Source organism: Thalassotalea coralli (genome assembly GCF_055786205.1).
Genome location: NZ_JBVVBK010000001.1, coordinates 867507 through 889537 on the forward strand (window position 1 = coordinate 867507; position 22031 = coordinate 889537).

The following is a 22031-nucleotide window of genomic DNA, read 5'->3' on the forward strand; positions in this document are numbered from 1 at the left end:
CTCACTAATACACCCCAAAAACAAAAACCAGCTAGATAGCTGGTTTTTTGATCTTGATAATCTGCTCACTAAATTTTGGCTTTCAAGGCGTATAGTAAATCAAGCGCTTGTCGAGGTGATAAATCGTCTAAATCTGTCTCAGACAATTGATCTACAACTGGGTGCAAAGTGTCAACGAGTGATAATTGCTCAAACGACGGTGACTCACTGATAATAGGTTTATTTGCGCTATTTTGCTGACTCTCAAGCTCAGACAGGCGTTGTTTGGCGCGTTGAATGACAGGCTTAGGTACGCCTGCTAACTGAGCTACTTGTAAGCCAAAGCTCTTGCTTGCCGCACCTTCTTGTACCGCATGCATAAAAATGATGTCATCACCATGTTCTTGCGCATCTAAGTGTACATTCGCTAAAGAGTCTATTGAATCTGCTAACATGGTTAACTCAAAATAGTGACTGGCAAATAGCGTAAAGGCTTTAAGTTTTATCGCTAGCATTTCAGCGCATGCCCAAGCGAGTGAAAGACCGTCATAGGTACTCGTTCCTCGACCGATTTCATCAAGCAGTACTAAGCTTTTGTCTGTGGCATTGTGCAGAATGTTCGCTGTCTCCGTCATTTCTACCATAAAGGTAGAACGTCCGCTTGCTAAGTCATCTGAAGCGCCTATACGGGTAAATATTCTATCAACTATGCCGATTTCTGCTCCATCTGCTGGTACGAAGCTACCGATATGAGCTAACAACACAATTAGCGCGGTTTGACGCATATAAGTAGACTTACCCCCCATGTTAGGGCCGGTAATAATGAGCATACGTCTGCTTTCAGTAAGCACAACTGGGTTGGCAATAAAAGCGTCTTCTGTCATTTGTTCAACGACAGGGTGACGGCCGTTTTCAATAGTAATGCCAGGGTCATTTTTTAAGATTGGCTTAACATAGTTCAAACTTTCCGCGCGTTCAGCAAAATTAGCAAGAACATCTAATTCCGCTAACGACTCCGCTAGTTGTTGTAACCGAGCTAGATCTGGAAGAACTAAATCAAACAACTCATCGTACAGCTTTTTCTCTAATGCCAAAAATCGGCTTTGTGCGGTAAGAACTTTTTCTTCGTGAACTTTAAGCTCTTGCGTTATGTATCGCTCATTGTTTTTAAGTGTTTGGCGCCTGATGTATTCGTCTGGAACATTACCTGAGTTAGCTTTGCTGACTTCGATAAAAAAACCGTGAACCTTGTTGTAGCCCACTTTTAATGTTGAGATGCCGGTGCGTTCTTTTTCTTTTTCCTCTAGTTGCTGTAAGAACTCATTGGCGCCGTGACTTAAATCTCGAAGTTCATCTAGCTCTGCATTATAACCAGGGGCGATAACGCCGCCATCTCGAATAAGGACTGGCGGATTTTCGATAATGGCTTTATCAAGTAAATCAGCTAGATGTTCGATAGGAAGAATGTTTTGAGCCAACTCACCAATGAGTGGCGTGTTTAAATCAACTAAATTTTGTTGAAGCTCAGGCAAAGCATATAGAGCATTACGCAAACGAGCAAAGTCTCTTGGGCGAGCGGAGCGCAAAGCAATTCGGGTAATGATACGTTCGATATCGCCGATAGACTTTAACAACGGTTTTATTTCAAAATAAATGTCGTTGTCTAACAACGACGCGATAGCATTTTGTCTATTTGTTAACGTAGTGACGTCTCTTAACGGGAAATGCAGCCAACGTTTTAGTAATCGCGACCCCATAGGTGTTGATGTATGATCTAACACACTTGCCAAAGTATTGTTGACTTCGCCTTGCAAGTTAACCGTTAATTCAAGATTGCGACGAGTCGCAGCATCAAGTACTACACCTTGTTGACTTGATTCGCCAATAATTGAACGAATATGGGGTAAAGCGGTACGTTGAGTATCTTTAACGTATTGCAACAAGCAACCCGCGGCAGCGATGCCTAGCTCCATACCATCGACACCAAACCCTGATAACTCTTTAGTAGAAAATTGCTGGGTTAACGCTTTATGTGCAGTTTGTTTATCAAATTCCCAATCCGGACGTCTTCTCAAGCCTTTTAACGAATTAATAAGTTCTGGTTTTGAAAAAGATTCTGGATAAAGCAATTCGGCAGGGGATAAGCGTTGCAATTCAGCTTGTAATTGTTCGCCAGTAGTTGGCTCTACGATAACAAAGCGGCCACTGGCCATGTCTAAATAAGCTAAGCCGAAACCGCTTTTGTCTTCGAATATGCTAACTAATAAATTGTCTTGTCGATCAGTTAAGAGCGCTTCATCACTAACCGTTCCGGGAGTAACAATACGAACAACTTTACGCTCAACTGGCCCTTTACTTGTCGCCGGATCTCCTACTTGTTCACAGATTGCGACAGACTCACCAAGCTGCACTAATTTTGCTAAATAGCTTTCAACAGCGTGATAAGGAACACCGGCCATCGGAATCGCGTTACCGCCTGACTTGCCTCTTGCTGTCAGTGAAATGTCTAATAGGTCGGCGGCCTTTTTGGCATCATCATAGAAAAGCTCGTAAAAATCGCCCATTCGATAAAATAATAAAATGTGTTCAAATTCAGCTTTAATAGTGAGGTACTGACGCATCATTGGGGTGTGCGTGCTAAGGCTTGTATCTTTTGTTGTCATTTATATTGGTGTTTATTGTTACCCGGTAAAAGGCATAGTTTGCTGTTATGTCGTTATTATGCCGAGAAGCCCTTTGATGATCACTCTTTTATTTAATTTATACAGTAGTTTTATCTCTGTTTAAACTTTGTACAGGTGGTGTGGTGTGTAAATATCTTTATATATTAGTTAGTTAGTGGTTAATGAGTTTATACAGTAAAAAAACACTTGATACTGTACGACCATACAGTATACTTGGTTTCAATTAACGCATTATTCGGTATTTTTTGGAGCAATAAATGGACGGTAATAAAGAAAAAGCACTCTCAGCTGCCCTAAGTCAAATTGAACGTCAATTCGGTAAAGGTTCAATTATGAAGTTGGGTGAGAACCGCAGCATGGACGTTGAGACAATATCAACTGGCTCATTAGGTCTTGATATTGCGCTAGGTGCTGGTGGTTTACCAATGGGACGTGTTGTTGAAATTTACGGTCCAGAATCAAGTGGTAAAACAACATTAACGTTAGAAGTCATTGCAGAAGCGCAACGTAACGGCAAAGTGTGTGCCTTCGTTGATGCCGAGCATGCACTTGACCCAATCTATGCAGAAAAATTAGGCGTAAACATTAATGAGCTTCTAGTGTCACAGCCTGATACTGGTGAGCAAGCATTAGAAATATGTGACATGTTAACACGCTCTGGTGCGGTAGACGTTATCGTAGTTGACTCGGTAGCGGCACTTACACCAAAAGCAGAGATTGAAGGTGACATGGGTGACTCTCACGTAGGTTTGCAAGCGCGTATGTTATCGCAAGCAATGCGTAAACTAACGGGTAACTTAAAGCAATCAAACACTATGATGATTTTCATTAACCAAATTCGTATGAAAATTGGTGTTATGTTTGGTAACCCTGAAACAACTACTGGTGGTAATGCACTTAAGTTCTATGCGTCAGTACGTTTAGATATTCGTCGTATCGGTGCAGTAAAAACTGGCGATGAAATAGTGGGTAATGAAACACGTGTTAAAGTTGTTAAGAATAAAATTGCACCGCCATTTAAGCAGGTAGAATTCCAAATTCTTTATGGCGAAGGTATTAACAGCTACGGTGAGTTAATTGACCTTGGTGTTCAAAACAAGATGATTGAAAAAGCAGGTGCTTGGTATAGCTACAATGGTGACCGTATTGGTCAGGGTAAAGCTAAAGCAGTTGATTACTTAAAGCAGAATCCTGAAATGGCTAACGAAATTGATGGCCGTTTACGTGAAATGTTCCTTTCTAAAAATGTAGAAAGTAACGAGGAAGAAGAAGCGGTTACAGAGTAATTCGTAAAGGTTAATGTAGAGTATTATTAATACTCTAGCTGGTTACTATATCTTATCATTTCAAACAGCGTGCTTAGCACGCTGTTTTTTTATACCTGAAAAATACACTTTCTTTTTCACTTTCTAAGCTAGTTATAGAAATTTTACTCAGCTTATATTTAAAAGTTTTAGACGTCTATACGTTTAGAAGTTGACATATCTAGAAATCCAAGGCACATTAGCTGCTATCGTAAGGAGAGCATTACCTTATTGTAATGATCTAAAGAGAGCGTCAAGAGAGGGCAGCACATGCCAATTAAAATTCCAGATCAACTACCAGCATTGCAAGTACTTGATAACGAAAATATTTTCGTTATGTCTGAGCACCGAGCGGCGAATCAAGAAATTCGCCCAATGGAAGTGGCGATCTTAAACTTGATGCCGAATAAAATTGAAACTGAAGTACAGATTTGCCGGATGTTATCTAATACACCGTTGCAGATTAATATCGAATTCGTTCGTATTCACTCTAATGAGTCTAAACATACGCCAAAAGAGCATTTAGATAACTTCTATTGTTTGTTTGATGACATTAAACATAAACAATATGATGGCTTGATCGTTACAGGAGCTCCTTTGGCATTAATGGATTACGAAAAGGTCAGCTATTGGGACAAAATTTGTGAAGTCTTCGATTGGGCTGAGAAAAATGTAACCTCGACCATGTTTTCATGTTGGGCTGCACATGCAGCGCTTTATCATCATTATGGCTTACGCCGTCATTTACGTGACGAAAAGCTATCAGGTGTGTATCAACACAGTCCAAGTGATCCCAAATCACAAATTACTCGTGGCTTTGACGGTATCTTCAATGTGCCGCATTCTCGTTATGGCTTTATAGATAGAGAAGATTACTTGTCTGTTCCAGGATTAAAAATTGCGGCGGAATCTAAAGATGCGGGCGTTTACTTAGTTGTCAGTGAGAACAAACAACAAGTGTATTTAACAGGTCACCCGGAATACGACGCTAATACTTTAGACGATGAATATAATCGAGATATTAGTCAGGGCTTAGATAGCAAAATTCCTGAAAATTACTATCCGGAAGGCGATCCGAAAAATACACCTTATAGTTCATGGCGCAGTCACGGTAGTCTATTATTTACTAATTGGCTGAACTATTACGTTTATCAAATAACACCATATAAGTTGGATGCCGATAATATTCAGGCCATTCACCCAAGCAGTTAATTTAAAAATTTTATCAAGAGCAGCAGTATGAATAAATCAGCATCCTATCAACGCTTGGAGCAAGAGTTAAAAAACAGGATTTTAATTTTGGACGGTGCGATGGGCACCATGATCCAAGCCTATAAATTAGAAGAACAAGATTACCGTGGCACACAGTTTGCCGATTGGCATTTAGATGTCAAAGGCAATAACGATATGTTGGTTCTTACGCAGCCAGATATTATTAAAGCGATACACGCTGAGTACTTAGAAGCTGGTGCGGATATTATTGAAACCAATACCTTTAATGCTACAACGATTGCAATGGCTGACTATGATATGGAAGCACAAAGTGCTGACATAAACTTAGTTGCTGCTCAGTTAGCACGCGAGGTTGCAGATGAGTTTACCGCTAAGAACCCTGAAAAGCCGCGTTTTGTTGCTGGTGTTTTAGGGCCAACAAACCGTACTTGTTCGATTTCACCTGATGTAAACGATCCTTCGTTTCGTAATGTTAACTTTGATGAACTTGTTACTGCCTATATAGAATCAACTGAAGCCCTGATCAAAGGTGGATCGGATATTATTCTGATTGAAACTATCTTTGATACGTTAAATGCCAAAGCTGCTGTATTTGCAGTAGAAACTGTCTTTGAAAAGCTGGGCGAAAAACTTCCAGTAATGATCTCTGGCACAATTACTGATGCTTCAGGTCGCACGCTGTCAGGTCAAACAACAGAAGGTTTTTATAACTCGTTGCGCCACGCTAAGCCTATTTCATTTGGCTTGAACTGTGCTTTAGGTCCGGTTGAATTGCGTCAATATGTTCAAGAGATGGCACGTATTAGTGATTTTGCTGTGTCGGCTCACCCTAATGCTGGTTTACCGAATGCTTTTGGTGAATACGACTTTAGTGTTGAAGATATGAATATACATGTTCAAGAGTGGGCAGAGTCTGGCTTTTTGAACATTATAGGTGGTTGTTGTGGTACGACACCTGAACATATACGTGGCATGGCTGACACCGTTGCTAACGTGAAGCCTCGCGTAATTGAAGCTCGCCCAATTGCTTGTCGTCTGTCTGGTTTAGAAGCTTTAACTATTCAAGAAGATACATTATTCGTTAACGTTGGTGAGCGCACCAATGTCACTGGCTCTGCTATTTTCCGTCGACTGATAACGGAAGAGAATTATGACCAAGCTATTGCTGTTGCTTTACAGCAAGTTGAAAACGGCGCTCAAATCATCGATATCAACATGGATGAAGGTATGCTTGATTCTAAGGCGGCTATGGTTAAGTTTTTAAACCTGATTGCTGGTGAGCCTGAGATCGCCAAAGTACCTATCATGCTTGATTCTTCTAAGTGGGATATCTTAGAAGCAGGCCTTAAATGTATTCAAGGTAAGGGTGTTGTTAACTCTATTTCTTTAAAAGAAGGTGAAGAAATTTTTAGGCATCAAGCCGAATTGTTAAGACGCTATGGTGCTGCAGTTATCGTGATGGCGTTTGATGAAGTAGGCCAAGCAGAAACTCGCGAACGTAAATACGAAATTTGTAAGCGCGCTTATCATATTTTAGTGGATGAAATAGGCTTCCCGCCGGAAGATATTATTTTCGATCCAAATATTTTTGCTGTAGCGACAGGTATCGAAGAGCACAACAATTATGCGGTGGACTTTATTGATGCCGTTGCTGATATTAAGCAAAATTTACCTCATGCGATGATATCCGGTGGTGTTTCTAACGTATCCTTCTCATTCCGTGGTAACAACCCTGTACGTGAAGCAATCCACGCAGTGTTTCTTTATCATGCAATAAAGAATGGCATGGATATGGGTATCGTAAATGCTGGTCAATTAGCGATTTATTCAGACATTCCTGATGAGTTAAGACTAGCCGTGGAAGACGTTATTCAAAATAGCGATGACGGTGCAACAGAACGATTGCTTGACGTCGCTGAGAAATATCGAGGCCAAGGTGGCACTAAAGATAATAAGGCCGATTTAGCGTGGCGCGAATTGCCTGTTAATAAGCGATTAGAGCACGCATTAGTTAAAGGCATTAATGAATTTATCGTTGAAGACACCGAAGAAGCTCGTTTAGCGGCTGACCGTCCATTAGAGGTTATTGAAGGCCCGTTAATGGATGGTATGAATGTTGTTGGCGATCTTTTTGGTGCTGGCGAAATGTTTTTGCCTCAGGTGGTTAAGTCGGCACGTGTAATGAAGCAGGCTGTTGCTCATTTACAACCATTTATCGAAGCGGAGAAAACTGAAGCGAGCTCAAACGGCAAGGTTTTGTTGGCAACAGTAAAAGGTGATGTTCACGATATCGGTAAAAACATTGTAGGTGTTGTGCTGCAGTGTAATAACTATGAAATTATCGATTTAGGCGTGATGGTATCTTGTGAAGATATCTTACGAGTCGCCAAAGAAGAGAAAGTCGATGTTATCGGCCTATCAGGCTTAATTACTCCGTCTTTAGATGAGATGGTACATGTAGCGAAGGAAATGGAGCGATTAGGCTTTAACTTACCGCTATTAATTGGTGGCGCGACAACCTCCAAGGCACATACTGCCGTTAAGATTGAGCATCAATATAAAGAGCCTGTGGTTTACGTTGCCAATGCTTCTCGTTCTGTTTCAGTGGTAAGTAGCTTACTTTCTGATGAATTACGACCAGCATTTGTTGAGCGCCAAGATCTTGAGTATGAGCGTGTTCGCGAACGCCATTACAAAAAGGGCCCACGCTCTAGTTTAATTACTATAGAAGATGCGCGCGCTAACAAAGTACCACTTAGCTTTGAAAACTATACACCGGTAAAGCCGAATAAATTAGGTGTTACAGTATTAGAAAAACTTGATCTTAACGTGGTGAGAAACTACATAGATTGGACGCCATTTTTCATGACTTGGCAGCTATCTGGTAAATATCCGCTGATTTTGAAACATGAAGTTGTTGGTGAAGAAGCGACTAAGTTGTTTAATGACGCCAATGCTATGATTGACGATATTATCGCTAATAAGAAGCTGCAAGCGAAAGCGGTATTCGGATTATTTCCTGCTTATAGTGAACAAGACGATTTAGTGGTATTTTCAGACGAAGCCAAACAAGATAAGTTAATGCGTCTGCATCAACTGCGTCAACAAAGTAAAAAACCAGCTGGTCAGTTCAATCGCTGTTTAGCAGATTATGTTGCTAACAAAGACACGGGTATAAATGATTACATGGGCGCATTTGCGGTTTCTGCTGGTTTTGGTGTCGACGAGTTAGCCAAAGCGTTTGATGCGCAGCACGATGATTACAACAGCATACTTGTTAAAGCGGTGGCGGATCGTTTAGCAGAAGCCTCAGCAGAGTATTTACACGAATGTATTCGTAAAGACTATTGGGGATATGCTGCCGATGAAACTTTTGATAACGAAGCATTAATTCGTGAACAATATCAAGGCATACGTCCAGCGCCTGGTTACCCAGCCTGTCCTGATCACACAGAAAAAGGACTTTTGTGGGAACTACTGAATGTGGAAGAAAACATTGGGATGAGCTTAACCTCTAGTTATGCGATGTGGCCTGGCGCTGCGGTTAGCGGCTGGTACTTTGCTCATCCTGATAGCAAGTATTTTGCCGTCGCTAAGGTGGCGAAAGATCAAGTACTTGATTATGCGGCGCGCAAGCACATGACGATAGAGCAGGCCGAGCGTTGGTTATCTGCTAATTTAGATTATGAGCCAGATTAATTCTGGCTTTTTCTTTTTACAGTCTACTAATAAGTTTTCAATATGATTGATATTATCGGTAAAGATAGGTTTGTGACGACACCATGGAAAAATGGTAAAGGTGTCACCACTGAACTTGCCATTAGTAAAGGTTCAACGCTAAATGACTTTGATTGGCGATTAAGTATCGCGACTGTTAGCGAAGATGGCGTATTCTCAGATTTTTCTGGTGTAGACAGAACCTTATTTTTAATAGCGGGTAATGGCATTGAATTAACACATCAATCACCCGACTCTACTCGTGTTGATAGTCTAGATGATCTTTTACAGTATTCATGCTTTGACGGTGGCAATAAAACACTAGGCCGCTTGTCGAGTGGAGAGATCCTTGATTTAAACTTAATGACTAAAGAGGGCGTGTACGAACAAGAAGTGCATACTTTGGTTACTCAGAAGAAACTATCCATTAATACGGAGCTTGAGCAAGGTGAAGTTTTATTTGTTTATGCACCTGATATTACTGACGAGCAAAAAGTGTTATCAAAAACTGAAATAATCATGGAAGCTGGCTCTAAAGTTGTAGATAGAGGTGTGTTAGTTCAGATTGAAAACGACCAGGTTCTTTCTATTAAAGGTGAGCTTTTAATTGTGATCAAATTAACAACAGCGAAATAAAGGCGTTGTACATAGTTTACGCGCACGTCAATTTCGAATACCGGACACTAAAAATTAGAAAATAATCAATCTAATCAAAGATTAAACTAAAAAAGGCTGCAAATGCAGCCTTTTTGTTATTTTGTGAACAAGTCACTGAATTTGTCGTATTACCAAATACGAACACGCTTTTCAGGAGCAATGTACAACTTATCGCCTTCTTTTACGTCAAACGCTTTATACCATGCATCGTGGTTTCTTGGTGCAAGTGCACGGAAACGACCTGGAGCATGAGTACCTGCACGTAACTGGCTAAGCATACTCTTCTCAGTACGCTTTTCTTTCCATACTTGCGCCCATGCTAGGAAGAAACGCTGATCGCCCGTTAAACCGTCAATGATAGGTGCTTCTTTACCATTTAGGCTTAGTTTGTAAGCGTGATATGCCATAGCGATACCACCAACATCACCGATGTTTTCACCAAGACTGTTACGACCGTTTACGAAGTTATCAGGGATAGGCTCGTACTTGCTGTACTGCTCTGCAAGTGCGTCTGCTTTTGCATCAAATGCAGCACGGTCTTCGTCTGTCCACCAGTTGCGTTGAATACCGTTAGCATCTGATTTAGAGCCTTGGTCGTCAAAACCGTGACCCATTTCATGACCGATAACGGCACCGATACCACCGTAGTTCACAGCAGGATCTGCGTTTGGATCAAAAAATGGTGGTTGTAAAATTGCCGCAGGGAATACAATTTCATTAAATGAACTGTTGTAGTATGCGTTTACGCGTTGTGGCGTCATACCCCAACGGTTGCGATCTGTTTTCTCAAGCTCTTTTGCAACGCTGTCAGCATGGAAAAATTCTCGCATGTTTTTGATGTTTTGCATCAAGTCGTTAGCAGAGATTTCTAAACCATCAAACTCTTGCCAAACATCTGGGTAACCGATTTTAGGGTTAAATGCCGCTAACTTAGCATGCGCATTCACTTTCGTTTCTTTACCCATCCAATCTAAGCCATCGATACGCTCACCAAGTGCTTTACGCAAGTTTTCAACAAGCTCAGCCATTTGCTGCTTAGAAGACTCAGGGAAGTAACGATCAACGTATACTTTACCGATAGCAAAACCTAAAGATTGTGTGCCTGACATTTGAGAAACAGCGCGCTTCCAACGAGGGCGAGGCTCTTGTTGACCGCTTAACTCAGTACCGTAGAACTTAAAGTTGGCTAGATAGATGTCTTCAGATAGTAAACCTGATTCATTAGAAATCACGTGATAAGTTAAGTAATCTTTCCACGTGTTTAAGTCTTCGCTGTTAATCAAAGCAATCATGTCTTTGATTGGCTCAGGTTGAGACATGTTTAGCTGCGGAACTTTATATTCAGTACCGGCGAAATAGGTGTCCCAATCAAAGCCAGGGTATTCTGTTGCCAACTTGTCACGTGTAATTTGATTTAATGTAAGATCGCGATTACGACGCTTTTCACGTGGCCAGTGTTTTTCGGCAATTTTGGTTTCTAATGCAAGAATAGCTTCAGCTTTCTTTTGTGCATCTTCAACGTTAGCAAACGCTAGCATTTCAGCAATATGAGCAACGTAAGCTTTACGTGTTTTCTCAAAGCGCTCACTTTCTACTAAGTAGTATGAACGATCTGGCATACCTAAACCGCTAGCACCAATCGACATCTCATATTTGTTAGGATCTAAACGGTTAAACCACATACCGCCACTAAGAGGGCTTGTTACACCGTTCTTCCACGATTCACCAAATAGCTTAGTCAAATCTTTTACTGATGATACGGCAGCAATTTCGTCAAGTACCGGCTGAATTGGTGCAAGACCCTTCTTATTTATAGTCTCTGTATCCATGAAGCTTTTGTAAAAGTCAGCGACCATTTTCTCTTCAGCGTTTAAGTCTGTGCGAGATGATACGTCATCGATGATTTCTTTTACTTGGTTCTCGCTGCGCTCTGCCAATGCATTGAAAGCACCGTATCGAGTTTTGTCAGCAGGAATTTCAAAGTTGTCGTACCAAGTACCACTTGCATACATAAAGAAGTCATCGCCAGGCTTAATTGCTTCATTTCTAGCAGATAAGTCAACACCAAAGGTACCAAGTTCAGCTTTTTTAGCAGCAACTTGAGTGGCTTCTTTTTTTGTTTCTGTAGGGGTAGAGGTTGTATTTGCTTTGTTTGACTCTCCGCATGCCGTCAGTAGAACTGACGCAACAGATAGCGCTATTAAAGATTTTCTCATGAACATGTCTCTTTATAGTTATGTTTTACCGACACTATCATTGTGTGTAGACAGAGGAAAGTCAACATCTTGGCGATAACTGGAGGGCATTGTGCGGTTAATAGCGTGTAAAGTGTGGGTAAATAGCTGCTTAGTCGAAAGTAGAAGAGCGCTGTTTTTCTCTTTTCCTTCTACAATCATGAAATTGTCAGCATCTTTGTACAAAAAGAGCTTAAACACTCATAAATTTTTGAGGCTGTGAATTTATTTTACACGCTGCCACACTTCAAATTCGACGCGTTTGCCATCTTTCCAGCGCTCATTCTTCCATGTATCTCCTATCAAACTGAAGGTGAAAGGGTAGTTACCATTGTTTTCAACAGCAAATGAAGCCATTTGTAGATTTTCGATATACTGATTATCTTCAATGGTAAATGTGCCGGTGCCTGCTGCCCAAAAGCTGTTGTTTGACATCGACACAAAACTAAAGTGTCCATCGGCGATTATTTTCTGAGAAGTAATGCCCAACTCTTCATAGGAAACTAACTTTCCTTCATGATTGACATACTCTCCCGACACAAGTATCCAAGTTCCTTGAAACGCTTCATTTGTATGCGCTATCAACTGAAAGCACGATAATATGCCAATAAAACCAATAAGTAGTTTGTTCAAAATAATCCCTTTTAATCGCCGTATATTGAAATTGATAAGTCGCTAATGAACTAGCGAACTTCCAAACTAAATCACTTCTAATGCTTCGCTTAATTTCTTTACGCCAATAACCTTCATACCATCGATAGGATCTTTAGGCATATTAGAAAAGGGCACTATCGCTGTGGTAAAACCGTGTTTGGCTGCTTCGTTGATGCGCTCTTGTCCACTGGGTACTGGCCTAATCTCTCCTGACAGTCCAACTTCGCCAAAAACGACTAAATCATGAGGTAGGGCTCGATCTCTAAAGCTAGAGACAAGTGCTAGTACTAAGGCAAGGTCAACACCCGTTTCTGACACTTTTACACCACCAACAACGTTGACAAATACATCTTGGTCGCTCATTTGTAGACCTCCGTGACGGTGTAATATCGCCAACAACATCGCTAATCTATTTTGTTCTGCGCCTACGGCAACACGTCGAGGGTTACCAAGAGCGGAATGATCAACTAGGGCTTGTATTTCAACTAGTAGTGGGCGTGTCCCTTCCCAAAGAACCATGACGATACTACCCGGTGACTGTTCGTCACTTCTATTGAGAAAAATAGCTGATGGGTTTTTTACTTCTTTCAAGCCAGTGCCTGTCATCGCAAATACGCCCAATTCATTGACAGCGCCAAATCGGTTCTTGTGGCCGCGCAGTGTCCTAAAGCGTGAATCTGTGCTGCCTTCGAGCATAATTGAACAGTCGATACAATGCTCTAGAACTTTAGGGCCTGCCAACGAACCGTCTTTAGTGACGTGTCCAACTAAGATCATTGCGACATGATTTTGTTTGGCAAACCGAGTCAGAAACGCTGCTGCTTCTCGAACTTGAGAAACACTTCCTGGTGCCGATTGAATGTCAGCCATTTGCATCACTTGAATCGAATCTACCACCATAATTTTGGGCTTTTCGCGCTCTGCTATATGGCAGATATTCTCAACGCTAGTCTCAGAAAGCAGCTTTAATTTGTCAGCCTTTAATCCTAAGCGTTTAGCTCGCATGGCGACTTGTTGTAACGATTCTTCACCCGTAATGTATAGAGCTGTCATATCTTTTGATAGTTCACACATAGTTTGCAGCAACAGTGTCGACTTACCTGCACCAGGCTCACCACCTATTAGAATGGCGCTACCTGGAACTATGCCTCCACCGAGTACGCGATCAAACTCTGCGAAACCAGAGCTGAATCTAGGTAATTCTGCGAGATCGATGGAATCTAATGTGTAAACTTGTGAGTCAGTTTGGCCTGCATAACCGGTGTAGCCTGAGGCTGACTTTTTGACTTTCGGCTGACGGAATTCTGACACTGTATTCCAAGCTTTGCATTCACTACATTGTCCTAGCCAGCGGCTGAACTCGGCACCACAGTCAGTGCAAACGAATAAAGATTTATTTTTTGCCATTTTTCTCTTGTTAGGTATGATAATTGCTAGAAGTATTTCTATAAGTTACGCTTATAGCTAAGGATAACTAGGTCTATGACATTTAAGTTATTCAATTTATAATGAAAATATATACAGCTATAAAATACGGTATTTTCTCTGTTATAGAAAGTTAAATGACGAAAGATTTTTCTAAATACAAATCTATTATCGACGAGTTCAATGGTCAAGTTACTTACGACGATTTTGAAGCTCGATATATGGCTGCGACTAAGTCTTTGCCAAAAACGGATCGTTTTTTATTAAAAATGGAGCTTAAGCGTTTAGCCGCTCCATGTACTCGGTTGATTGACTTGCGTGGTCATGTAGATGGTGAGTGTCGCCCATATGATCATGATGGCAGAATGCATTATTTAGATGATATAGCCATCAGAGAGTTTGAAGACAAAGTTCAGGTATATGGTGACTATACGTTTGGTGTCTATGAAGCCGTTTTGAATACCGAAAATAACTTCCGGGTTATTTATCAGCGAGAAAAAGAAAAACTGACCCAGCAAAATACTGCCACTAGTGCTGAGGGTGGAAAGGTATTTGAGAAAAAACAATACCCTGCAAGCTACACTTCTTTTGGTCCTTATTATAATCGCAGCGAAGAGCGAATGAACTTTGCTGTAGCGGTAAAGGTCACTATTGACGATAACACAGTTGTCGATGCGACCAGCTCAGATATTAGTATAAATGGCTGTAAAATTCGTTTAGCCAAGCCTATTGATTTACCGAAAAGAAAATTAATAAAAATTCGTTTTGTCGGCCTTGAAGGTGACTTTCAGTTTGGTAAAGAAGAAAGTTTCGTTTATGAAATTCGTAATACTCAACTTATCGATGGTTTGCAATTAGTAGGGTGCCAGCGCGTATATAGTGCAGATGAAGCGCGAGACGGCTTCAGGCAATTTTTAACGGGGTTTATTCAAGGTAATAAACGTCGTTATAAAATAAACTTAGATAATACGATAAACGCATTGCTTTCGAGAAGTTTTGCCCATTTTGTATTACCTAAATCTAATGAACTTCCTATTTTTATGGAAGATAAGGCTGGCAGTGTTAAGCCTCGATATGCGTTAACCTGTCATAATAGCCAAGCGGTTTATCAGTATTGGTTAGACGAGAAAAGGCGTTCAACATTAGATTACTTGGTTACGACCGAGCGTTTATTAAGGTTAAAAACCTTTCAAAAAGAAAATCGCCCATTGTTGGTGTACAGCTTTATTCATACCAGCCAAGGGAAGTCTTACTTTTATACCGCTGATACTTATCAGTTGGCAAATGATCCTTTGTTCAAAGCGCAGTTTTTGGGATTTGCAGCAAACAAACCTAGTTTCGCGGTTCATCAGTTAGTGTATTCAGATGTGAATCCTGAAGACGGCTATTCGCCGTTAACATTGGCCAACACTTTGGCTAAAAAGGATGCACACCTAGATCAACCTGTATCGTCTGAGGTGCAAGGATACTTGTCTAACTTAACCATGCTTGTTGTTGCTTCTCGAATTCATTCGCAAGATATCGCTAACTTTTATTCAGGCTTGCCTTTTGAAGATATTAATACTGCTAAACTGAAAAATTTTGGTCATAAACGTTCGGCGGAACCATTAGTTGTCGATGATGTTGGCATCAATTTTAATAACCAACGACAAGAACCTAGATTTAAATATAAAACACCAGCAGTTGTAAGTGCTCAGGATGTATCTTGGAATGGCGTTTCGGTAGATTTCTCAACATCAGGATTAAAGTTACAGATGGAAAAGTCTGTCGTAATCATGAAAGGGGATATCGTAGAAGTTACCTTCCCACAATTACAAAAAATTACTTCAGCATTCGAGCTAAAAGGGTTGCCGTATGAAGTAATGCGGGTTAATAAAGCTAAAACAATCCTCAATTTACGAGTTTTCGTTGAGAAACATCAACATATTGGACGTTCTTTTTTTAAGGCGCTTATAGAGAAGAATCGAGAAAAGCTTACGCCTGATGAATACGCGATGTTAAGTCCTGGCTTGGCACGAGCACTAAGAAATATTTATAGTCGAAGTAGTCAAGTGATGAGCTTGATCATCCAAACAAGTGGAAGCCGTTATAAAATGGAGCAGCTGACCTGTAATGCGCCTGTTAATGAGCACAAGTTTTTACGATACTGTAAACAGTTTAGTGAGCGGGTTAATCATGTGAATTTGTATCCTTTACTATCAAATTTACAGGCAACTAGTTTAATGCATAGTACCTTGAAAAAGTTACAGCCAGACGATTTTCCTATTGTTGATACCTTGTATATTTCCATCAACCCCGATAATGAAATTGTCGATCAGGCGATAACGACTAAGCTTGAGTCAGAATTAAAAAGTGATATTTTGAAAAAAATGTTCATTTCCAAGGCATTAAAGCGCGGCGAGTTCTTTTGTATGCAGGTGATGTTATCGCGTACAGATGAGCCAGATATGCAGCACTTAAATCCTGAATTAAGTTACGTTGGTTCGTATGCCATACACAGAGGAAAGCAGTTAGAGCAAGAGATATGGAGTGTTGCAGGCGTTGTTCAAGTATTTGATATTACGGAAGAAGCATTAAACCGCTACGCCTTGATGTAAAACGAGCGGTTTAATAAGTTTCTGGTGCGATGTTACAGTTTTAACCAGTGAAGCAAGGTATCTAACCCTGTATGATGAATTGCAATGTCAGCTTGTTTGCTGACGATTGGTTTCGCTTTATAGGCAACGCCAAAGGCCGCCGCTTTCATCATCACTAAATCGTTAGCACCATCACCCATCGCAATAGTTTGCTGGTCACTAATCTCAAACTCCGATTGTAACTTAAGTAAAGTATCTGCTTTAACTTGTGCATCAACTATTTTGCCAAGTACTTTACCTGTTAACGTTCCCTCTTTAATTTCTAATTCGTTAGCAACAGCTGCGTCTAGATGTAGAGTGTTTTTTAAGTGGTCGGCAAAATACGTAAAGCCACCAGAAGCAATCGCTACTTTCCAACCCCGCTGTTTTAATTCTTCGACTAATTTAATGAGGCCAGGCATAAGAGGTAACTCGTCTAGCACTTGGCTAAGAATATTTTGATGTTGGCCTGCTAAGGTTCCGACACGTTGAATAAGGCTTTGACTAAAATCTAATTTTCCTTGCATTGCAAGTTCCGTTACTTCAGCTACTTGTTCGCCTACGCCTGCAAGTTTTGCGATTTCATCAATGCATTCAATTTCTATGGTAGTTGAGTCCATGTCCATCAACAATAGACCTGGAGTTGATAGTGAAGGCGCTCTTGTAACTAATCCAGCTTCAACTTGGTTATCAATACACCAAGCGTTAATCGCTTGTTGGCTCTCTTTAAAATCTTCACAATAAACGCTAAAGCGAATACTTGCTGTGCTAGCAATTTGACGACATTCAGTCACCGATACTAAGGTTACATTTGCGCTTTCAATAAGTGTACTTAATTGAGTTAAAGTTAAATGATTAAAAACAATAAGTTCTGCTGTCTCGTCTATTGACTCGAAAGTAAAGCTTTGCTGGTTCTCTGCTTGCGATACTGCATCGTTTTGGGTACTTACAATGAAGTCTGTGTCAGTTAAACGGCAATTTATCGGGCCGTTGGCATACTCTGTAATAAATATATCGGAAAGTTGAACGTTACTGTTATTAGATAAAGAAAGAATTTTCACTGGCGTTGTCACAATAAAACCTTGATTTGTTTCTAGGCGATCAAACATCGCCAAGCGCTTCCTTAAAGCTTTGAAAAATGAGTATAACACTTTATAGTGTCATTAACTTCTGCGAGAATGTTTTTATGCCACAAACTCAAGATACTTTATACCCTAAGCTTTCATCGGTTTATAATAAATTATTGCAATTAGCTATAGCCATTGTGCTATTAACGGTTGTTTTAAAACTCTGGCTGTATTGCTACAACTTGTACCAAGACTCTACCAATAAGCAATTTAAGCACACGACACATCAGTTTTTGTCGCAGTTAGCGATCGCCACTAACGTTATTTCGTTTAAACAGCGTGATAAGTTAATTGAATTAGCAGAACAAACCGTCCAAATCCCATGGATAGAAAACGTTGCTATTATGGATGAAACAGGCCAAGTGCTTGTTAGCACAGAAAACTATCTGCCTGTAGTAGTAAATTATAATGAGCGTCAAGGTAGTGAGGCTAAAGGTGACTTTGTGCCATTTATCTTGCCAATTAAACCTTTAAGTGCCGAAAGCTCCGATGGCTATATCAGACTGATAGTTAATCGTGAATTAATGACCAAGCAGCAGCTTGCTGATGGAGAGCATCAATATACTATTGTCAGGATCATGTTATTACTGGCTGGTGTCATTGGCTTTTTCTTAACGCGGGGGTTAAATCGCTTTAGTCGTCAAGGTTTCCGTATTAAATAACGTTTCATTACTGTACGTTAGTGGGGAAAAATACGTGGTTAACATTTTGTTCGAGCGCTGATGCTAGTTCTTCTGCAAACTCTGCGCGAATTTCGACTAGCTTATCGAATATATCTAGTAATTTAATTGGGCTGTTGGCAAGACCTTGCTCACCTGCAATTGGCATTGCTGGCGCATCGGTTTCCAATACTAAAGCATCAAGCGGAAAACGCTTTATCGCATTAATGGTTTTCTTCGCTCTAGGGTAGGTTATCGTACCGCCAATGCCCAATTTAAATCCCGCATCGATATACGTTTTCCCTTGTTGGTAGCTACCGGAGAAAGCATGAATGATACCACCGTGTTTAACCGGAGAGGCCTTTATCACTTCGATAATGTCGTTATGTGAGCGTCTGTGATGAATAATTAATGGTTTCTGGTATTTATTGGCTAAGGCTATGTGTTGTTGAAAATAGGTTTTTTGCTTACTTAAGTTGTCTTGCTCAATTGCGATTTTGCCGTCTATGCCTGTTTCGCCAATGGCAATCAATGATTTGTGATTGGCTTCAATAAACTTATCTAATTCTTCTAAACTAGAGTTTTCTAAATCTTGCAAATACCAAGGGTGAATACCTGCACAAGCATAAAGCTGGACAGGGAAGCCTTGGGTTTTAGTAAGGTCTATTATCATTTGCCAATTGTCAGGAGAGACACTTGGTATAACTATTTTACTGATATTCGCTTGTGCACATTGTTGCAATAGCGAAGGTAAGGCGCCGATTAAAGGAGGGAAGTCTAAATGGCAGTGTGTGTCGGTAAAATGTTGACTGGCAAGAAGCGACAAAACTTTTCCCTTTTCAATTAATAGGTCACAGTGCCTTAAACTTTAATGCTTTTTCTTTAAGCTTGTCGAGCCTGTCTGTGAGTTCATAAGTAGCTAAAAACTCTGGATGCGGATCTTTTCCATTTAATAGAGTGTTGGCTAGGTAAACTGCTTGAGCTATTCCAAACTCACTGTTCATTAATTTCTTAGGATCGTGATGGTTCAAAATGGCTTCAATAAAGTGATAAGGAAAACACCAGACGTGAAGCAGGTAAGCCCCAACTTGACAGTGATCTGTTGAGAATATGCGTTTTTCAAGCAGAATATCACCGCTACTGCGAGCGGTATTCTCAAAGTATTTAAGGGTTAATGCTTTGTCGATTTCAAAAAGCACCAGCTTACCTATATCGTGTAATAAGCCTACCAATAATGTTTCTTGTTTCAGTTGAGGCGGCACCATAGACGCTGCAAATCGCGCTGTAGCTAACGCATGCATTTGTTCATCTGGCAAAGAAAAGTTTGGGATGTCTGGCTGATAAGAGAACATTTCCGCGGTCATGACGATACAACTTAATGTATCAACACCCATCTTGGTAATAGCTTCGCTAATACTGGTTAACGGCTTATCAGATTGAGCAAACGTATTATTGGTAAACTGCAACACTTTAGCAACTAGGCTAGGATCTTGAGTAATTATATCTGCAATCTTTTCTGAATCAGTGTTCGCGTTTTTGAGGATCTCGTTTAACTGCATATAAACCCTAGGCGGGCTAGGCAGCGTTTTAACTTTTGCTACAGATTTAACGACAACATCTTTGGTAATCGTCTTATGATTCTTTTGAAAGTTAAGTACAGTGTTAATAACGTCAAAAGGCTCAATCGGCTCTTCAAAAATATAGTGTGCAATAGGGTTTATTGCGGGGTTAGATTCAGATAAGCAGGCAATTCGTATTAAGTAAGGGAACTTAATCTCAATAGCTTTAAGTAGGTTCTCTAATGAAGTTCTGGCAAGTTTATCGGCGGCTACGACAACATCAAATTTGTGTTTTTGTAGAAGTTTTAGGCCTGCGACAGGGTCTTTTACCAACACAGTTTGGCAAAGCTGTTGTTTAAATAAATCGTTTAGCGGAGTAACACGCTGGGCTGAATTATCTATCAGCAATACTTTCATGTAATCTTCTACCTAATTGGTCTTCCATTGCTATTAACTGCTTGCATCATGTAAGCGCTGCCTATTTGTGCTATCTGTTTTTAGATAAAACGTATAACACATAGGTTAAACGTAAAAGTGTTGAACATAAAGGGCGATAATCGCCTATATTCAACACTTTATCGAGCCTGCTAATGTTCCCTAGTTTGATGGAACTTTATGTCAGGGTGGCGCTCTTGGGCTAAGTTTAAGTTTACCATTGTTGGGGCAATATAGGTTAGGTTATCACCACCATCTAATGCTAAATTATCGAAAGCTTTCTTTTGGAACTGCTCTAGCGTTCGCTCGTCATCAGCGGTACACCATCTAGCTGTCGCAACACTAATAGGTTCGTAAATTGCGTCTACATTGTATTCAGTTTTTAATCGTTGAACGACCACTTCAAACTGAAGTACACCAACCGCACCAACAATCATCTCATTAGAATTTAGCGGGCGGAATACCTGTACCGCACCTTCTTCAGATAATTGAATTAAGCCTTTTTGCAATTGCTTAGCTTTAAGTGGGTCTTTTAATCGAATGCGTCTAAATAGTTCAGGAGCAAAGTTTGGAATACCGGTAAATTTCATACTTTCACCTGAAGTGAATGTATCGCCAATTTGAATACTACCGTGATTGTGTAAACCGATAATGTCGCCTGCAAAAGCTTGCTCAACATTCGCTCGATCGCCTGCCATAAAAGTTACAGCATCTGCTATCTTTACGTCTTTGCCGATGCGTACTTGACGCATTTTCATGCCTTTCTCGTATTTACCTGACACAATACGCATAAAGGCGATACGATCTCGATGTTTTGGATCCATATTCGCTTGAATTTTAAAAACAAAGCCTGTGAATTTTTCTTCGGTAGCTTCTACATCTCGAGTATCTGTTTTTCGTGGCAATGGAGTAGGTGCCCATTTTGTTAGTCCATCTAACATATGGTCAACGCCAAAGTTACCAAGTGCTGTTCCGAAAAATACAGGTGTTAGTTCGCCTTTAAGGAATTCGTCTAGATTAAATTCATGTGAAGCGCCGATCACTAGCTCTAATTCTTCGCGTAAATCTTCCGCATAATTACCAATGGCTTCATCAAGCTCAGGGTTATCTAAGCCTTTAATAATGCGCTTCTCTTGAATGGTATGTCCCTGACCAGATTGATAAAGAATCGTCTCGTCATCTAAAATGTTATAAACGCCCTTAAACTCTTTACCCATTCCGATTGGCCAAGTAATTGGTGCACACTTTATTTTGAGAATGTCTTCTACTTCATCCATCACTTCCATTGGATCTCGCGTATCGCGGTCCATTTTGTTCATGAAGGTAATAATTGGGGTATCGCGTAAACGGGTTACTTCCATCAGTTTAATGGTGCGATCTTCTACACCTTTAGCGGTGTCGATTACCATTAAACAAGAATCTACCGCTGTTAATGTACGGTAAGTATCTTCAGAGAAGTCTTCGTGACCTGGGGTGTCCAATAGGTTAACTAAACAGTCGCCGTAAGGAAATTGCATCACAGAGGTGGTAATCGAAATACCACGATCTTTTTCCATTTCCATCCAGTCAGACTTTGCATGTTGTCCAGACTTTTTACCTTTTACAGTGCCTGCTTTTTGCAGTGCTTGACCGAATAATAAAACCTTTTCTGTAATTGTGGTTTTACCAGCATCAGGGTGAGAGATTATCGCGAAAGTACGGCGAATATCGACTTCCTGTTGTTGTACAGACATACAATGTACCCGTTAA

The 22031-nt window shown here is 40.5% G+C and carries 15 protein-coding genes; 6 read left to right on the forward strand and 9 right to left on the reverse strand.

Features of this window, described 5'->3' with window-relative positions; translation table 11 throughout:
• Positions 1-68 precede the first annotated feature (68 nt).
• Positions 69-2642: a DNA mismatch repair protein MutS gene (mutS, locus tag ACOB80_RS03905; protein ID WP_473164494.1), complete on the reverse strand. Its 2574-nt coding sequence runs from the start codon at positions 2640-2642 to the stop codon at positions 69-71.
• A gap of 278 nt (positions 2643-2920) precedes the next feature.
• Here mutS and recA point away from each other — a divergent pair, with 278 nt between their 5' ends.
• From recA to ACOB80_RS03925, 4 genes are all read left to right on the forward strand, one after another.
• Positions 2921-3949, forward strand: coding sequence for a recombinase RecA (gene recA, locus ACOB80_RS03910; protein ID WP_473164495.1), 1029 nt, complete (start codon positions 2921-2923; stop codon positions 3947-3949).
• A 288-nt stretch (positions 3950-4237) separates the two neighbouring features.
• Positions 4238-5179, forward strand: coding sequence for a homoserine O-succinyltransferase (locus ACOB80_RS03915; RefSeq protein WP_473164496.1), 942 nt, complete (start codon positions 4238-4240; stop codon positions 5177-5179).
• Positions 5180-5206: 27 nt separating this feature from the next.
• A complete protein-coding gene (metH, locus tag ACOB80_RS03920; RefSeq protein WP_473164497.1) occupies positions 5207-8899 on the forward strand; it encodes a methionine synthase in 3693 nt (1230 codons plus the stop codon).
• Between the two features lie 42 nt (positions 8900-8941).
• Positions 8942-9553 carry a HutD/Ves family protein gene (locus ACOB80_RS03925; protein ID WP_473164498.1) on the forward strand — a complete coding sequence of 204 codons (612 nt, stop codon included), beginning with the start codon at positions 8942-8944 and terminating at the stop codon, positions 9551-9553.
• A 149-nt stretch (positions 9554-9702) separates the two neighbouring features.
• Here the strand turns inward: ACOB80_RS03925 and ACOB80_RS03930 are convergent, their stop codons facing one another.
• From ACOB80_RS03930 to radA, 4 genes are all read right to left on the reverse strand, one after another.
• Entirely contained in the window at positions 9703-11790 is a 2088-nt protein-coding gene (locus ACOB80_RS03930; RefSeq protein ID WP_473164499.1) for a M13 family metallopeptidase, read from the reverse strand.
• 18 nt (positions 11791-11808) lie between these two features.
• On the reverse strand, positions 11809-11970 hold the full coding sequence (locus tag ACOB80_RS03935; protein ID WP_473164500.1) for a hypothetical protein: 162 nt from the start codon (positions 11968-11970) through the stop codon (positions 11809-11811).
• A gap of 63 nt (positions 11971-12033) precedes the next feature.
• Positions 12034-12441 carry a hypothetical protein gene (locus tag ACOB80_RS03940; protein ID WP_473164501.1) on the reverse strand — a complete coding sequence of 136 codons (408 nt, stop codon included), beginning with the start codon at positions 12439-12441 and terminating at the stop codon, positions 12034-12036.
• A 66-nt stretch (positions 12442-12507) separates the two neighbouring features.
• Positions 12508-13869, reverse strand: coding sequence for a DNA repair protein RadA (gene radA / locus ACOB80_RS03945; RefSeq protein ID WP_473164502.1), 1362 nt, complete (start codon positions 13867-13869; stop codon positions 12508-12510).
• A gap of 155 nt (positions 13870-14024) precedes the next feature.
• Between radA and ACOB80_RS03950 the strand changes: the two genes are divergently transcribed.
• Positions 14025-16484, forward strand: a complete 2460-nt coding sequence (locus ACOB80_RS03950) for a PilZ domain-containing protein (protein WP_473164503.1) — start codon at positions 14025-14027, stop codon at positions 16482-16484.
• Between the two features lie 32 nt (positions 16485-16516).
• Here the strand turns inward: ACOB80_RS03950 and serB are convergent, their stop codons facing one another.
• Positions 16517-17611, reverse strand: coding sequence for a phosphoserine phosphatase SerB (gene serB, locus ACOB80_RS03955; RefSeq protein ID WP_473164504.1), 1095 nt, complete (start codon positions 17609-17611; stop codon positions 16517-16519).
• Positions 17612-17688: 77 nt separating this feature from the next.
• Here serB and ACOB80_RS03960 point away from each other — a divergent pair, with 77 nt between their 5' ends.
• Entirely contained in the window at positions 17689-18291 is a 603-nt protein-coding gene (locus ACOB80_RS03960) for a hypothetical protein (RefSeq protein WP_473164505.1), read from the forward strand.
• Between the two features lie 7 nt (positions 18292-18298).
• Here the strand turns inward: ACOB80_RS03960 and ACOB80_RS03965 are convergent, their stop codons facing one another.
• The 3 genes from ACOB80_RS03965 to prfC form a co-directional block, all read right to left on the reverse strand.
• Positions 18299-19114, reverse strand: a complete 816-nt coding sequence (locus ACOB80_RS03965) for a TatD family hydrolase (RefSeq protein ID WP_473164506.1) — start codon at positions 19112-19114, stop codon at positions 18299-18301.
• A 25-nt stretch (positions 19115-19139) separates the two neighbouring features.
• Positions 19140-20264 carry an HDOD domain-containing protein gene (locus ACOB80_RS03970; protein ID WP_473164507.1) on the reverse strand — a complete coding sequence of 375 codons (1125 nt, stop codon included), beginning with the start codon at positions 20262-20264 and terminating at the stop codon, positions 19140-19142.
• Positions 20265-20434: 170 nt separating this feature from the next.
• Positions 20435-22015, reverse strand: a complete 1581-nt coding sequence (gene prfC, locus ACOB80_RS03975; protein WP_473164508.1) for a peptide chain release factor 3 — start codon at positions 22013-22015, stop codon at positions 20435-20437.
• Positions 22016-22031 lie beyond the last annotated feature (16 nt).